Source organism: Gorillibacterium terrae (assembly GCF_051594785.1).
GTDB lineage: Bacteria > Bacillota > Bacilli > Paenibacillales > NBRC-103111 > Gorillibacterium.
The window spans coordinates 80,003-92,704 of record NZ_JBPPGI010000001.1; the positions used below are offsets into that span (position 1 = coordinate 80,003).

Here is a 12,702-nt window from a genome sequence, read left to right on the forward strand (position 1 = left end):
CGGTTGGGGGCATGCCGTTGCCGCCTGCGGAAATCGGGCAGACTGCGTTTCGAACGAGCGGCGAATCTGCCTGCTGGCCCCTTTACTAAATGTTCGCTATACTTTTAGCAAACCCTCAGCAGCCGCCCGATGGGGCGGCGGAAAGATACGGAAGCCTAAACGATGAAAAAGCCAACCATCGACGACGTCGCCAGGCAGGCGGGCGTGTCCAAGAGCACGGTATCGCAATTCCTGAACCGGCGGTACGAATTCATGAGCGAGGCGACGCGCAAGCGGATCGCCGACGTGGTGGCGGAGCTCGGCTACAAGCCGAGCAGCATCGCCCGCAGCTTGAAGCAGAACCGCACCCATACGATCGGCGTGGTCGTCGCCGACATCCGGTACACCTTGTCGATCGAATGCATCCGCGCCATCGAGAGCGAGCTGGCGCGGTTCGGCAACCGGGTGATGATCTGCAACGCCGACGAGAACCCCGACCAGGAGAGCCTGCACATCGAGGCGCTCCTGGAGCGCAAGGTGGACGGGCTCATCCTGTTTCCGACCGGACACCGCAGCACGGTGTATGCGCGGCTCGCCGAATGGGGGGGGCCGCATGTGTTCCTCGACCGGCTGGTCGCCGGAGTCGTCGCCCCGAGCCTGCTGCTCGATAACGAACTGGCCGCGAGGCTGGCGGTCGAGGAGTTCGCCCGCCGGGGACACACCCGCATCGGCCTGTTGTCGCTGCCGCTCGGGCCGGAGGCGATCACGCCGCGCAAGGAGCGGCTCGCCGGCTACCGCCGGGCGATGGAGGAAGCCGGGCTTCCGGTGCGGCCCGAATGGATCGGCAGTGCGCCGATGGAGGGCATCGGCGCGGAGCTCGCCCGGATGCTCGCCTTGCCGGAGCCGCCCAGCGCGATGCTCGCCGCGAACGACATCGCGCTCGCCGAGCTGTTGAAGGCGGCCAACCGGATGGGCCTCCGCATTCCGCAGGAGCTGTCCGTCATCGGCATCGACGATGCGGAGTTCGCCCGCATCTACAATCCGGTCATCACGACCATTCGCCAATCCGCTTACGCGATGGGCAAGCAGGCGGTGAAGCTGATCCTCGCAAGCCTTGAGGAGGAACCGGCGGTTCCCGTCACCTACCGCTATCCGCCCGAGCTGGTCGAAGGCGAGTCGGTGAGCGAGCCGCAGAGGTGAAAAATCCGCCCAACGCATCCTCCTCCATCAAAAAGCTTCAGGAGGGGGCGAAGGGCGGATTGGAAGAAGCTGCGCGGCTGCAGCCGCCGACAGACAGAGGGGTAACGGGAAGTCCGGCGGACAGAAGGTTATCGGAAAGTCTGATTGGACAGAGGGTTAACGGAAAGTCCGGTTGGACAGAGAGCCAATGGACCGCCCGGCGCACAGAAGCCAATGGACAGGCGGTTGACGGAAAGGCGGCAGCGGAAAAACGGCCGGCGTTCAGTCGCCGGCCGTTCTTTCGGCTTCAAGGAATCGCTGGGCGAGCCGGTTCAGGACCGGCCGGCGAGGAAGCGCTCCAGCTCGTCCCGGGTCGGCAGCCCGTCCATGTCGCCGGGCGACATGACCGCGAGCGCCCCGAGGGCATTGCCGCGCCGGACGGAGGCGGCCAGGCCGAGGCCCTCCAGCATGCCGCTGATCACCCCAGCGGCGAAGGCGTCGCCCGCTCCGACGGTGTCGACGACCTCGTCGACCTTGAAGCCCGGAACGAAGCCCGCTTCCTCGCGGCTCTTGTAGTAAGCGCCTTCCGGTCCGGTCTTAACGGCTACGAATTGGACGCCGCGATCCAGGTAGAAATCGGCGATCCTCTCGGGATCGTCGCTGCCGGTGAGAAGCTTGCCTTCGCCCACGCCGGGGAAGAACCAGTCGCTGCGGGCGGCCAGCTCGTTGATCGTGCGCACCATCGTCTCCCGGTCCGGCCACAGAACAGGGCGGAGGTTGGGGTCGAAGGACACGGTTCTGCCCTGCTTGCGCATGAATTCCATGGCGCGGAAGGAGAATTCCCTCATCGAGTCGGACAGGGCGGCGGAGATGCTGGTGGCGTGCAGATGCCGCGCCCCCGCGAAATAGGCTTCGTCGAAATCGGCTGGACCGAGCGTGGAAGCGGCAGAATTTTTGCGGAAATACTCCACCTTCGGGTCGCCGCTCAGCACCTTCGATTTCATCAGGATGCCGGTGGGGCGGTCCGGGCTGACGGACATGCGGGAGGTATCGAGGCCTTCCCGCTCCTGGGTCCTGCGGATGAACGCGCCGAGGTTGTCGTTGCCGAGCTTGGTGACGTAACCGGTGGGATGGCCGAGCCGGCTGAGGCCGATCGCCACGTTGCTTTCGGCTCCGGCGAGGGCCCGGGTGAACGACTCCACCTCCGAGAGCTCGCCCGGTTCGTTTGCGATAAACATCGCCATCGGCTCCCCGAAGGTCACCGCGGCCAATGCCTTGGACATCATGCACTCCTCCTTCAATGCAAACGGCTTCGCGCGGAAGCCGCGATTAAGTTGAACGTATCACATAAACCGGTTTTGTTCAATATCTGTCTTTTCTCCAACGATGCTGTACCCCGTTCGAAAAGAAAGCATTGACTTGCTTGAGGAAATCCGGGTACTATCGAAGCGAAGCCGAAATAGAAAGTTTACTAAACTTGATCATAATCATAGATCGATTCCGACAGGAGGAAGCAAACATGAAGAAGCTGAAGGTTCTGCAAAGCTTGACGACGAACGGCGTGGTAGCCGTCATCCGGGCCGACAATCCCGACGACGCCTGCCGGATGTCCGCCGCTTGCATCGAGGGCGGCTTGACGAACATCGAGGTCGCCTTTACCACCCCGGGGGCGGACGAAGCGATTCGCCGTTTGGCCGCCGAGTACGGCGACCGGGCGCTGATCGGCGCCGGGACGGTGCTCGATCCCGTCACCGCCCGGATCGCCATCCTGGGCGGTTCCGAGTTTGTCGTCAGCCCTTCGTTCGACGAAGAGACGGCCAAGCTCTGCAACCTCTATGCCATCCCGTATATGCCGGGAGTGCTCACGCTGGGCGAGATCAAGGAGGCGCTCAAGCTCGGCGTCGACGTGCTCAAGCTGTTCCCGGGCAGCGCCTTCGGCCCGGACTTCGTAAAGGCGGTGAAAGGCCCGATGCCGTACATCAGCATCATGCCGACCGGCGGAGTGGACCTGAACAACATGGAGCAGTGGCTGAAGGCGGGCTGCATCGCCGTCGGCATCGGCGGCAACCTGACCGCCCCGGCCAAAGAGGGCCGCTACGACGAGATTACCCGGCTGGCCGCCCAGTATGTGGCGAAGTTCAAGGAAATTCGGGGATAAATCGATCCATCCGGCAAACGGAAAGAACGGGGAGCGGCCGCGCCAAGCGGTCGGCTCCCCTTTTGTATGAGGCTGGGTATGAGCCGATTCGCGTCGGAGGCGAAAGCTTGGAGTGTTCCAGCCGTTCCTCCACGACCATCAGGGCAGTATGACATCCCGCACGGGAAGCCGGCCGGGAATGGGGTATAGTGGGAAGAAAATGAAGCCTGTCTTCGCCGGAAGGCAGGCGGCAGGGGGAGAATACCCGTGAAGAATATCGCCGAAATTTTGGATGCCCATCAAGTCGAATACGAGATCATTCGCCACGAAATTCCGATCGAGACGGCCCGGCAAGGCGCCGAGTACCTAGGGATCGAAATCGGGCGGACCGCCCCGACGCTCATTGTCAAGACGGACAAAGGGTATTATGCGCTCCTGCTTTCGGGCGACCGGGGGCGGGTGCAGTTGGAGCAGCTGAAGCCGCTCCTGCAGGCGGAGCAAGTCAAGCTGGCGAAGCCCCGCGAGGTCGAGCAAGCGGTCGGCTGTTCCATCGGCTGCGTGCCGCTGCTGAATCCCGGTCTTCCCACGGTATTCGACCGGGGGCTGCTGCGGTTTCCCCATATTTACGGAGGAACGGGCAGGCCGGGGGAAACGCTGAAGATTCGGCCTCAGGACGCGGAGCGGCTGAACACGGTCGCGGCTTATCTTTGAACGGGCCGCAATCGGCGGACGGATGGCAGACGAAGTTGTCCAACCCTGCCTGATCCGGCTCCGACGCGAAGCGAATTAGCGGCTTACCAGAACGGGGCCCGGGAGGGATGATATTTTTCTCGTTGAAAAGTCAAAATAGCCGCTTGACCTTCACGCAACGGAAAGGTTTATGCTCAGGATGTCGGAGGTGCTACAGGTGGAATATACGATCCAAAAGCTGGCGCGGATGGCCGGGGTCAGCACGAGAACCCTGCGCTATTACGACGAATTCGGGCTCCTCAAGCCGGCGAGGATGAATTCGTCGGGGTACCGGATCTACGGGTCCCGGGAAGTGGATCTGCTGCAGCAGATTTTATTTTACCGGGAGCTGGGGCTGGACCTGGATTCCATCCGCACGCTGGTGCATTCCCCATCCTTTGACGCGAAGGCGGCTCTGGAGCAGCACCGGGCCTTGCTGATCGCGCGAAGGCGGCAGCTCGACGAATTGATCGCCAACGTCGAGAAGACCTTGGCCGCGGCGGAAGGGAGCATAGCGATGAAGGACAGCGAGAAGTTCGCCGGCTTCAAGGAGCGGGCACTGGATGAAAACGAACGCAACTACGGAGACGAGGTTCGCGCCCGTTACGGAAACGAAGCCTACGAAGCGTCGAAACAGCAGTGGATGGGCATGACGGAGGAGCAGTACGCCGAGCTGAGGCAGGTAGAGGAAGACATGTTCGCCGCGCTGGAGGCCGGAATGGCGGAGGGCGATGCGGCGGGCGCGGAAGCGCAGAAGGCGGCCGGCCTGCACCGGCGGTGGCTTGCGTTCCACTGGGGGTCGTATTCGCCGGAGGCCCATGCCGGAGTAGCGCGGATGTATGTCGACGACGAGCGGTTTCAAGCTTACTACGACAAGAGAAAGCCCGGTATGGCCGCCTTTCTGCGGGATGCCGTGCTCGTCTACACCTCGAAGCTATAAAAGGGGTTGGCAGCGCCGGGAGGTCATCCCGGCGCTGTTCGATCTTCAGCATACGGTCCGGCGTAGCTGTCGATTGCCTTTGTTGGGCCGAGCCGAAATGGAATTTTTATTTTCCCTCGAACATCGTGTTCAGCTCACCGAATATTGCGCTCAATGCTTTCTTGAAACGGCTCCTGCAATGACCTCCCGTTCTTCAGGATGGTTACAAGAGATCACTTTCCTTTAAGTAGTCTTCGATCACTTCCCGCAAGATTTCCGATATGGAATAGTTGCCTCCATCGCATCGCCGATCGATCTCGTCCCAGCATCGTTTAGGCAGAGTAAGCGAGATTTTACGTGTTACTCCAATGGGCTTCCGTCCGGCATTCGGCCGGGTACCCCCTCTTTTCTCGAGCGGTTTGGCATTTCCTTGTTCCGGCAGACTCATTTTTATCACCCAAGGTGATTCTTTCACAGGAATTTTTACCGGTCAATTCTTGCTACCTTAATCAAACATAACGAAGGAGAAAATCGGCCATCGGGCCGAAAGTTAAGGGGGGTGCAGGGTGGGGACGGGGAGGGAAACCTAGAGCCTGCTCGGACTGGCTGATTCGGTGACGCGTTGGGCAAACGGATAGGGTCGGGGATTAGCGGGGATTGCGGCGAGGATTGCGGTAAAAAGGGATAGGGGATTCGCCGCTTGTGTTCCCAGGCAGGGAGCGCTATAATACATGCATGCGCATGCATATTAGAGATGGAGGAGAGAAAACCATGCTGGATTTGTTTACGCCTTACACGCTCAAAGGGCTGGAGCTGAAGAACCGGGTGGTCATGCCGCCGATGTGCCAATACTCGGTTCCGGCAAAGGACGGCGTCGCCACCGAATGGCATTACCTGCATTACGTCAGCCGCGCCGTGGGCGGTACCGGTCTCATCATCATCGAGATGACCGACGTTGAGCCCGACGGCCGGATCTCCGATTACGACCTCGGCCTCTGGTCCGACGAGCAGATCGCCCCGCTTGCCCGGATCGTCGAGGCCTGCCATGCCTACGGCGCGAAGGTCGGCATTCAGATCGGCCACGCCGGCCGCAAGGCGGAAGACGCTCCGGTGCCGGTCGCTCCGTCGCCGATCGCGTTCAGCGACAAGTACAAGACGCCGCGCGAGCTGACCACCGAAGAGGTGAAGGCGATGGTCGAGAAGTACCGCCTCGCCGTTCGCCGGGCCGTTGAGGCCGGCTTCGACACCATTGAGCTGCATGGAGCGCACGGCTACCTGATCCATCAGTTCCATTCTCCGTTGACCAACCGGCGCACGGACGAATACGGCCGGGACCGCACCCTCTTCGGAGCGGAAGTTATCCGCGCGGCCAAGGAAGAAATCCCAGCCGACATGCCGCTTATTCTGCGCATCTCCGCCCAGGAGTATGTCGAGGGCGGATACGGCATCGAAGAAGCGATCGAATTCTCCAAGGTCTATCGGGAAGCGGGCGTCGACCTGTTCCACGTCAGCTCCGGCGGCGAAGGCCCGATCGGCGCGGCGGGACGGCCCGGCACGCATGTCGGCTACCAGGTGCCCCTCGCGCGCAAGCTGAAGGAAGCGCTCGGCGTTCCGGTCATCGCCGTCGGCCGGCTGGACGATCCGGCGGTCGCCGATTCGGTCATCGGAAACGAAGACGCCGATCTCGCAGCCGTCGGCCGCGGCATGCTGAAGGACCCCTACTGGGCGTTGACCGCCGCCGAGGCGCTCCATAAAATGATTGAAATCCCCAAGCCGTACGAACGGGGCTTTGCCGTCAGGAGGTAACATGGAACCGAGAACGAACGGGCTCATGGAAGGCTGGCTGGCCTTGTCCCAGCTGCAGATGGGCGTGGCGGCCAAGCTGGAGCAGGAGCTTCTAAGCCGCCACAACTGGTCTCTGAACGACTTCTACCTGCTCTACTTCCTGTCCGTCGCTCCGGGCAAGAAGCTGCGCTTGCAGCAGCTCGAGGCGATGTTGGGCCTCAGCCAGAGCGCCGTGTCCCGATTGGTCAGCCGGTTCGAGGCGAGGGGCTGCGGGGCGCTGCGCCGCCACGTCTGCGAGGAAGATCGCCGCAGCGTCTATACGGCTCTGACGGAGCTGGGCGGGAAGAAGGTGGAGGAAGCCCGCGCCACCTTCCTCCGCGTGCTCGGCGAAGAGCTGTCCGAAGAAGCGCTCGTTCGGGCCGTGGCGCTGCTGAGGCCGGAAGGAGCGTCGACGCAAGGAAATGCGTCTTCCTCCGGTAACGCGGAAGACTAAACGGAGCCTACTCCTTCATCCCCTTCAAGCCAAATGGTCCGGACCGCCCTCCTCATGGAAGGAGGCAGACGGTCCGGACCACGGCTGAAGGGGATTTTTGCTGCCCCCTTCATCTGGCCGGAGGGCACACGCTTGACGGATCAAACCCGGAATCCCCTCAATGCTTGCGGATCGGCCCATTCCTAAAAGGCGGCTCCGGCCATCGCTCCTGATGGAGAGATTATCCATCAAAAGTAGGGCGTTATCCCTATGCATGTCAAGACTATTATGAACGGTCTGGAGGCCCGGGCCGTTCGGAAGATTCGGAAGGATTGCGCCTCCGCAAGGCGAATGGGTTTAGAACGAAGAATGAGGAGGCGGATAAAAGAGATGACAGCGGCCCGCTATTACATCGGCGGCTCCTCCTGCGCCGGCAAATCGACGCTGGCGCGGCGGTTCGCCGAACGGCAGGACCTTCCCCTGTACAGCTGCGACGAAGAATTCGGGCAGCGGCTGAGCCGGATCGACCCCGTTCGGCATCCCCATCTGCATCGAGTTAAGAACTGGAGTCCGGGCGAGATGTTCGGCAGCCTGGAAGTGGACGAACTCCTGGAGCTGTATCTTGGCGTGTTCCGGGAAGACCTGGAGCTGGTGCTCGCCGACGTGGCGGAGCGGTATGCCGGACCGGCGGTGGTCGAGGGCAATCAACTGCTGCCGGAGCTGCTGCTTCCCCGGCTAATGCCGTCGGACCGCGCGGCTTGGATCGTGCCGAGCGAGAGCTTTCAGCGGAACCTGTACGCCCGGCGGGAATGGGTTCCGGCGATACTGGCCGACGCGCCCGATCCCGGGGAAGCGTTCGAGCGCTGGATGCAGCGGGACACCCGCTTCGCCGAGGGGGTAGCCCGGCAGGCAGAGCAGCTCGGCGCGCCCGTCCTGCGGGTAGACGGTACGCTCGCCTGGGACGCGTGTGCGCGCTGGCTGGAGCGCCGGCTGTTGACTTGAGCCGGCAAGGGCCGGCGCTCTGCTTAAGACAGGCTGCGTTTTTCCCGATTGAAAAAGCCCGATTATCTCCGGATGCATGGTTCGCATCCCGGGATATCGGGCTTTTGACGCCTCAGCGGCAAAGGCTTCAGACTTCCTGAAGCTGGCGCGGAGCAGGCTCCTTGGCCGGAACGGCTTCCTTGGGCAGCGCCTGGAGGGCGACCGCGTTCAGGTAGTTCCACGGCTTGTTGTAATGCGGCTGGAAGAAGAAGTCGACGAAGGCGAGCTGGTCGACCGTCATCCGGTTCTGGATGCAGACGGACAGCGTATTGATCGATGCCGTCAGGTCAACCTGCGACATCAGCTGCGCGCCCAGCAGGCGGCGGGTGCCGCGGTCGTACACCACCTTAAGCAACACTTCCTCGGAGGTGGGCATGAACTCCGGCCGATAGTGATCCCGGTAGAGGGAAGACGCGGCGTCGAGGCCCTCTTCGCGCGCCGCCTCCTCGGTGAGGCCGGTGGCGGCGATGTTGTCCCGGTAGATCTTGATGCCCGAGGTTCCCTGGGTTCCCGGATGAGGGATGGAGGGGCCCATCAGGTTGCGGGCGACGAGCGTTCCCATCCGAACCGCGTTCGTGGCGAGCGGAATATAAGCCGCCTTGCCGGTCGGATTGTAAGAAACCGCACAGCTATCTCCGGCGGCGAACACATCGGGCGCCGAGGTGCGCATGTACTCGTCCACGACGATGGCCCCATTGTCCAGCATCTCGAGCTGATCCCGGAACAGCTCCGTGTTCGGGCGGAAGCCGATGCACAGAATGACCAGGTCGCTCTCGTAGGTTCCATGTTCCGTGCGAACGGCGGAAACCCGTCCGTGCTCGCCGGCAAAGCCGACGACCTTCTCTCCGAGCGCCAGCCGGATGCCCTCGGCGGCGAGCGACTGCTCGATCCGCGAGGTGAATTCCCCGTCGAGGTACTTGCTCAGAATGCGGGGCTCGGCGTCGATCAAGGTGACCTCCTTGCCCTTCAACCGGAAGGCCTCGACCAGTTCGACGCCGATGTAGCCGGCCCCGATGACGGTGATCCGCCGGGCGGATTCGGCTTTCTCGATGATTGTGCCGGCGTGGCCGAAGTTCTTGGAGAGCAGCACGTTCTCCAGCCCGATGCCGTCGAGGCGGGGCACGACCGGCCAGGAGCCGGTGGTCACGATCAGCTTGTCGTAGGTATCTTCAAATTCTTCGCCGGTGGCGAGATTGCGCACGGAGAGCTTCTTGGCCCGCGTATCCACGTGGGTGACTTCGTGGCGCATGCGGGTGTCGACGCCGAGCTCGGCGAGCTTCTCCGGCGAGGAATAGAACAGGCCTTGCGGATCTTGGACGACGCCGCCTACGTACAGGGCGATGCCGCAGGACAGGAAGGAGATGTTGTCGTTGCGCTCATAGACGGTAATCCGGGCTTCGGGATAAAGCTGGGCGGCATTGACGATGGCGGCGGTTCCGGCGTGGGTGCAGCCGATGACGACGATTTTCATGAAAATCCCTCCTGTGGATGTATTTAATCGAATTAATTGTGATGTTTTTCACAGCTCTTCTGATGTCTATTATATTGTGACTTTTCTCACAATGCAACCCGAATGATGCATCCAATTCTTTCCGGATGGCGTTTTTCTTTAAGGATGGCTCAGTCGGGGCCGCTTTATCCGTTAAGAACAGAACGAGGCGAAGGGGCGAACCGCTCGATAAAAGAACGGGCTGCCCCTTGGCCTCATTTGATTTTGGCCCGGACGGGCTATACACTTCTTAGAGAAGAGGAAAAGGAAACCGCAACCGAGGGGAGGGAACGCCGATGGAGGAATCGGTTCAGGCCGCCGGCCGAGTGCTGGTCATGGTAGCTGTAGAAGCCGAGCGGGAGGCGCTCGCCGGACTCGCCGGCGCAGACGGACGGTTCGACGTCCGGCTCTGCGGCGTCGGCCCCGTTGCGGCGGCCGCCCGGACCGCCGCCGCGCTGGCCGCCGCCGGCCCCGGCGCGTACGCGCTCGTCCTAAGCGCCGGCATCGGCGGCGGCTTTGCCGACCGCGCCTTGCCCGGCAGCCTGGTCGTGGCGACGGAGGCGGCCGCTCCGGAGCTCGGGGCGGAGACGCCGGGCGAGGCGTCCGCAGGCGGCGGCTTCCTGCCGCTGGAGGAGCTCGGCTTCGGCGCGAGCCGCTATCCGGCGGAGCCGACGCTGGCGGCGCGGCTCGCCGCCGCGCTTACGGCCGCCGGACTAGCGGTGACGGCCGGGCCGGTGCTGACCGTCTCCACCGTCACGGGTACGGCGGAGACGGCCAAGAAGCGCGGCCGCCGGACGCCCGCTCCGGCAGCGGAAGGAATGGAGGGCTTCGGCGTGGCGGAAGCGGCCGGTCTGTTCGGCCTGCCCTTCCTCGAGCTCCGGGCCATATCGAATGCCGTCGGCCCCCGCGACCGGGGGGCCTGGAAGATGAAGGAGGCATTCGCCGCGCTTCGGGCGGCGGTGCCGGTTATTCGGGAGGTGCTGATTCGGGGATGAAGATTGCTTTTTCACCGTGTCCCAACGATACATTTGTGTTTCATGCCTGGGTGCACGGGCGGGTGGCCGGGGCTCCGGCGCTTGACGTCACCTATGCCGACATCGACGTGACCAACGGCCTGGCCATCGGCGGCGCCGGGACGGAGGTGCTGAAGGTCTCTTATGCCGCACTGCCGTGGATGCTGGAGCAATACGCGCTCCTGCCCTGCGGCGGGGCGCTCGGCCGTGGCTGCGGGCCGCTCGTGCTGACGCGGGACGGCTCCTCCGACCCCGCTTTTCTCGCCGGTAAGCGGGTGGCCGTGCCGAGCGACCGCTCGACCGCCTATCTGCTGTTCCGGCTGTGGGCGGACAGCCATGTCCCGGGCGGCGTCGGCGAGGTTATCGTCCTGCCGTTCGACCGGATCATGCCCGCCGTGCGGGACGGCGAGATCGACGCGGGGCTTGTGATTCACGAAGCCCGGTTCACCTATCCCGCCTATGGACTGACGCTGCTGGCCGACCTTGGCGCATGGTGGGAGCTCGACACCGGCCTGCCCATTCCGCTCGGGGCGATTGTCGCCCGGCGGTCCTTGGACCGGGAGGCGATCGCCGGTTGGGTGCGGGAATCGGTCCGCTACGCGTGGAGCCATCCCCTGGAATCGCGGGCGTATGTGCTGAGCCACGCCCAGGAGATGGACCCGCAGGTCGCGGAGGCGCACATCAAGCTGTACGTCAACGAGTTCACCGAGGAGCTTGGCGCAGAGGGCCGGAACGCCGTCCGCAGCCTGCTCCAGCGCGCCGCCGAGCGGGAATGGGTGCCGCCATTCGACCCCGCTCTGCTCGACTAGATAGTCTCGATGCGCTGCCGAGCGGGAGTGGGTGCCGGACCTTGACCCGGCTCTGCTCGATTAGATAGGTCCGGTGTCCGCAACGCGCCGCCGAGCGCGAAGGGGTGCCACTCCTAGACCCGCGCTGCTCGAATAGCGCCCGCGCCGTTATCGCAGGGAGAGGTAAGCGGAAGAGGCGCGTCTCCGGGTTCGACATTCGCCGCCCGCGAGGGTTCCGTCCATTCGCAGAAGATTCAGCGGCGGAGGCGGGTTTCCAGGAGGCGCTCCACCGCTTCGCCTGCATCGACCACCCGCGGGCATGGGTTCAGGTCGTACCAATGCTCGCCCCGGTCGGTGATCGCATAGCTCGCGGCTTGCAGCTTTTCTTTTATGGCTTGCGGAGTCAGGGCAGGGTCCAGGCTCTTCAGCAGCGCGCAGATGCCGGCCAGCACTGGGGAGGTAGAGGAGACCGAGAAGAAGGGAACGTCATTTCCGCTCCGCGGATGCTCGCCCCTATCCATCATTTCCTGATAGCGTTCCTGCATGGACGGAAACAGAACGCTGTAATCGTAATGCAAGAGATTGAGATCCGGCTCGCGCGTGAAGCCGGAGACGTCCGGGAACGGCATACAAGGATACGGCCACAGATTCAACGGATGATCGTTGTGGATGAAGGTGGTGAGGAGACCGCGGGCATGCGCGCGCTCTACCGCTTGGTCGACTTCCGTGCGGAGCGGCTGAGGAATTTGTCCATGGGAGTAGGTGAGGATGTCGAGACCGTTGGCGCAGGCCCAATCGATGGCGGCAGCCAGCTGGCGGGAGCGCAGGCGATCCCGTTCCTCGTCGGTATCTCCCTCGTAACTGACGGCGTTCAAGGCATAGATTCGGCAGGCGGGGGCAATCTCGCGGAGCGTGTCCGCCATCCAGCGGCCGTGGCCCGTGTGTTCGTAGAGATGTTCGGGGTGTTCGGTGAAATTCACGGCGTCGGCATACAGGTCCTTTGCGGATGAGGCACCGAACAGCCAGTCGATGATGCCGATTTTGATACCGCTTCCAAGACTGAAGGCATGAGCCTTCTTCAGCCGATGTACAGTAAAATAAGTATCGCGGGAATTCGCATTCGTGAAGGTGAAGAGGTCTGCCATGGTATCGCTCCCTAGTAAATGGTTAA

Annotated in this window: 13 protein-coding genes; 9 read left to right on the forward strand and 4 right to left on the reverse strand. The window is 63.0% G+C overall.

What is annotated here, in order from left to right:
- The first annotated feature begins 162 nt into the window (after positions 1-162).
- Entirely contained in the window at positions 163-1,179 is a 1,017-nt protein-coding gene (locus ACSEXS_RS00315; protein WP_438431192.1) for a LacI family DNA-binding transcriptional regulator, read from the forward strand.
- 311 nt (positions 1,180-1,490) lie between these two features.
- Here the strand turns inward: ACSEXS_RS00315 and ACSEXS_RS00320 are convergent, their stop codons facing one another.
- Positions 1,491-2,441 carry a sugar kinase gene (locus tag ACSEXS_RS00320; protein ID WP_438431193.1) on the reverse strand — a complete coding sequence of 317 codons (951 nt, stop codon included), beginning with the start codon at positions 2,439-2,441 and terminating at the stop codon, positions 1,491-1,493.
- 236 nt (positions 2,442-2,677) lie between these two features.
- On the opposite strand from ACSEXS_RS00320, the gene ACSEXS_RS00325 reads away from it, so the two are divergent.
- The 3 genes from ACSEXS_RS00325 to ACSEXS_RS00335 all read left to right on the forward strand — a co-directional run bounded on the left by ACSEXS_RS00325 (position 2,678) and on the right by ACSEXS_RS00335 (position 4,964).
- Positions 2,678-3,316: a bifunctional 2-keto-4-hydroxyglutarate aldolase/2-keto-3-deoxy-6-phosphogluconate aldolase gene (locus ACSEXS_RS00325; RefSeq protein ID WP_438431194.1), complete on the forward strand. Its 639-nt coding sequence runs from the start codon at positions 2,678-2,680 to the stop codon at positions 3,314-3,316.
- A 246-nt stretch (positions 3,317-3,562) separates the two neighbouring features.
- Positions 3,563-4,006, forward strand: a complete 444-nt coding sequence (locus ACSEXS_RS00330; RefSeq protein WP_438431195.1) for an aminoacyl-tRNA deacylase — start codon at positions 3,563-3,565, stop codon at positions 4,004-4,006.
- A 196-nt stretch (positions 4,007-4,202) separates the two neighbouring features.
- Positions 4,203-4,964, forward strand: coding sequence for a MerR family transcriptional regulator (locus ACSEXS_RS00335; RefSeq protein WP_438431196.1), 762 nt, complete (start codon positions 4,203-4,205; stop codon positions 4,962-4,964).
- A 202-nt stretch (positions 4,965-5,166) separates the two neighbouring features.
- Here the strand turns inward: ACSEXS_RS00335 and ACSEXS_RS00340 are convergent, their stop codons facing one another.
- On the reverse strand, positions 5,167-5,391 hold the full coding sequence (locus tag ACSEXS_RS00340; RefSeq protein ID WP_438431197.1) for a ribbon-helix-helix domain-containing protein: 225 nt from the start codon (positions 5,389-5,391) through the stop codon (positions 5,167-5,169).
- A 323-nt stretch (positions 5,392-5,714) separates the two neighbouring features.
- Between ACSEXS_RS00340 and ACSEXS_RS00345 the strand changes: the two genes are divergently transcribed.
- The 3 genes from ACSEXS_RS00345 to ACSEXS_RS00355 all read left to right on the forward strand — a co-directional run bounded on the left by ACSEXS_RS00345 (position 5,715) and on the right by ACSEXS_RS00355 (position 8,202).
- Positions 5,715-6,749 carry an NADH:flavin oxidoreductase/NADH oxidase gene (locus ACSEXS_RS00345; protein ID WP_438431198.1) on the forward strand — a complete coding sequence of 345 codons (1,035 nt, stop codon included), beginning with the start codon at positions 5,715-5,717 and terminating at the stop codon, positions 6,747-6,749.
- A gap of 1 nt (position 6,750) precedes the next feature.
- Positions 6,751-7,221 (forward strand): MarR family winged helix-turn-helix transcriptional regulator, encoded by a 471-nt coding sequence (locus ACSEXS_RS00350; protein WP_438431199.1) that lies wholly within the window; start codon positions 6,751-6,753, stop codon positions 7,219-7,221.
- 369 nt (positions 7,222-7,590) lie between these two features.
- Positions 7,591-8,202, forward strand: coding sequence for a hypothetical protein (locus ACSEXS_RS00355; RefSeq protein WP_438431200.1), 612 nt, complete (start codon positions 7,591-7,593; stop codon positions 8,200-8,202).
- 127 nt (positions 8,203-8,329) lie between these two features.
- Here ACSEXS_RS00355 and ACSEXS_RS00360 read toward each other — a convergent pair whose 3' ends face one another.
- A complete protein-coding gene (locus ACSEXS_RS00360) occupies positions 8,330-9,712 on the reverse strand; it encodes an FAD-dependent oxidoreductase (protein WP_438431201.1) in 1,383 nt (460 codons plus the stop codon).
- 314 nt (positions 9,713-10,026) lie between these two features.
- Between ACSEXS_RS00360 and ACSEXS_RS00365 the strand changes: the two genes are divergently transcribed.
- Together ACSEXS_RS00365 and ACSEXS_RS00370 are read left to right on the forward strand one after the other, a co-directional pair.
- Complete coding sequence (locus ACSEXS_RS00365; RefSeq protein ID WP_438431202.1) at positions 10,027-10,725, forward strand: futalosine hydrolase; 699 nt, start codon at positions 10,027-10,029, stop codon at positions 10,723-10,725.
- Positions 10,722-11,552, forward strand: coding sequence for a 1,4-dihydroxy-6-naphtoate synthase (locus ACSEXS_RS00370; protein WP_438431203.1), 831 nt, complete (start codon positions 10,722-10,724; stop codon positions 11,550-11,552). Before ACSEXS_RS00365 ends, ACSEXS_RS00370 begins: the two co-directional genes overlap by 4 nt.
- Positions 11,553-11,785: 233 nt before the next feature.
- Here the strand turns inward: ACSEXS_RS00370 and ACSEXS_RS00375 are convergent, their stop codons facing one another.
- Positions 11,786-12,676: a S8/S53 family peptidase gene (locus ACSEXS_RS00375; protein WP_438431204.1), complete on the reverse strand. Its 891-nt coding sequence runs from the start codon at positions 12,674-12,676 to the stop codon at positions 11,786-11,788.
- Positions 12,677-12,702: the final 26 nt, after the last annotated feature.